2 protein-coding genes and 1 pseudogene are annotated in these 1,890 nt (G+C 60.8%); 2 read left to right on the top strand and 1 reads right to left on the bottom strand.

Features of this window, described 5'->3' with window-relative positions; translation table 11 throughout:
• Together FJ941_RS28860 and FJ941_RS28855 are read left to right on the top strand one after the other, a co-directional pair.
• A pseudogene (locus FJ941_RS28860) lies at positions 1-591 on the top strand (Ti-type conjugative transfer relaxase TraA); the annotation flags it as partial.
• A 129-nt stretch (positions 592-720) separates the two neighbouring features.
• On the top strand, positions 721-933 hold the full coding sequence (locus FJ941_RS28855; protein WP_140511003.1) for an AlpA family phage regulatory protein: 213 nt from the start codon (positions 721-723) through the stop codon (positions 931-933).
• Positions 934-1,201: 268 nt separating this feature from the next.
• Here FJ941_RS28855 and FJ941_RS28850 read toward each other — a convergent pair.
• Positions 1,202-1,890: hypothetical protein (locus FJ941_RS28850; protein WP_210242240.1), on the bottom strand; the 689-nt coding region annotated here is incomplete at its 5' end.

Genomic DNA, 1,890 nt, shown 5'->3' with positions numbered 1-1,890 from the left:
CGCGACACGGATGCGGCGGCGAGCCCCGAAGCGGCGCTGCGCCGCGCTCGCACGAACGCGCTTGTGCGTCACGCGCGCGCCATTGACGCGATCCTGAGCAGCGGAAATGTGGATGGGCAGGGCAGTCCCGAGCAGATGCGCGAGTTGCGGGATGCCCGCAGCGCTTTCGAGAAGGTCCGGCCGCATGGCTGGCGCGATACCGAAGCTGCCTATGTCAAGAACCCCGAGTTGGTTCGTGAAGCGACGGCCGGCCGGGTCAGTCGCATCGTGCTGGCGCTTCAGCTTGAGACGGAAATCCGCACCGGACTGGACACCGATCCGGGGCGTCGGGCCGACCGTTTCGTGGAAGGCTGGCAAAAGCTTGAGCGCACGAGCCAACACCAATACCAAGCTGGCGACATGTCCGGCTACAAGTCAACGCGGTCGGCCATGTCCGACATGGCCAAGAGTCTCGAACGCGATCCTCAACTGGAGTCCCTCCTTGCCAATCGCAAACGCGATCTTGGCATTCATACCGACTCCGGCCGCAGCCTCGCTACGGAACTCGCATTCAGCCACGGCATCGGCAGAGGCCGTGGCATTGGAATCTGAATACGTCCGATTCGCCGCCGTTTCCACGCCGGGGCAAGACGACCCGGAAAACCCTCTTGCGTGCCCGTAAGTGTCTGTCCTCTCTGGATCAGGAGCAACCAGAACCAGCCAGCAAGAGGCAGTGCGACCATGCCTGAACCAGACCGGATCATCCGCCTGAAAACCGTCCTTTTCCGGACCGGTCTGTCTCGGTCCACGATCTATCGCAAGATCGCCGAAGGAACCTTCCCACGCCAGATACAGATCAGTATCCACGGCGCAGGCTGGCACGAATCCGACATCAGTCGCTGGATCACCAATCCCGTCTCGTGGCGTCCGCAAGACCAGGGCGACAAGTTGTGATGAGGGTGATGCACCCTGTGCGGAAAGCTGGCCTTCATCGAGACGCAGCGGTCACGGCGGCGAGGCTATTGCTTGAGCCCCACGTGGGCCATGTCCATTAGGAGCGCCGCCGAGGCAAGCAACATTGGCAAAGTCGGCCTCGCGCCCATCAAGATGACTTGCTCAAGCAGGGCAACTTTGGAGCGAGCCGCACACAACTGGCCGCCTATCTGCTTTCCGGTCCGTCTTCCTTCGAAGCAGACTGCTTCCTCACCGCCTATAAGGGCCGTTAACTGACGGTTGCCCGATCGTTCTGGCGATCGTCGCCGGATCGATATTTATGGTGGCGGCCGAGGTCATCCAGCACCGAGCGGATATGAGGCCAAGGGAAATCGGCGGGACGTTCCCAATGCTCACCGTCATGCAAAATAACGAGCAGCTTGGCTAAAATGCCCTCCATGGAGGTAGCCGCTGTATGCGGTAGATTATCCAGAAGGTCGCGTTCGGCTGTTTCGGATTGCCGTATCAGTTCGTCTGCTCTCGAATAGCCGATCTCAGCATCGGCGGCATCCCAACGCGCCTGGTGTGCCGCGAAGTCGGCAACCGCACTGTTCCATTCGACTTCAATTTCGGGAGAGTAGGCATCGTTCAGGCCTTCCATGGAATGGAGCGTTAATTCCGTCCCATCGGCAAGCCGTACCTTGGCGTAGGGAAAGCCGACCGTCCTAGCGAGGTGTGTCTCCAACCTTTGCTGTTCGCGGCATAACGCCAGTGTCTTGTCATGGAAATCCTGCCAGTTCCCACACAAAACAAGCGCCGGATCGGCGGCGCCGCTACCGCCCGTAAGTCCGGCGGCCCGCGACCTTACCTGGAACGGCCATGCCAGTGCGGCCGTGGCCGTGCCCGCCAGCAAGCGCCGCCGGGTGACGAAAGACAAACTCATGCTATTGTCGGAATCATCCATGATCCGAGCTCCAT

It is taken from the genome of Mesorhizobium sp. B2-3-13 (genome assembly GCF_006442195.1).
Taxonomy (GTDB): domain Bacteria; phylum Pseudomonadota; class Alphaproteobacteria; order Rhizobiales; family Rhizobiaceae; genus Mesorhizobium; species Mesorhizobium salmacidum.
The sequence above is the reverse complement of the archived record's forward strand: the minus strand, read 5'-3'. Positions and strand labels throughout refer to the sequence as shown.

What these genes read in the sequence shown, in the direction of transcription:
- FJ941_RS28855 (WP_140511003.1), top strand. Translation starts at nt 721, where the DNA reads ATGCCTGAACCAGACCGGATCATCCGCCTGAAAACCGTCCTTTTCCGG.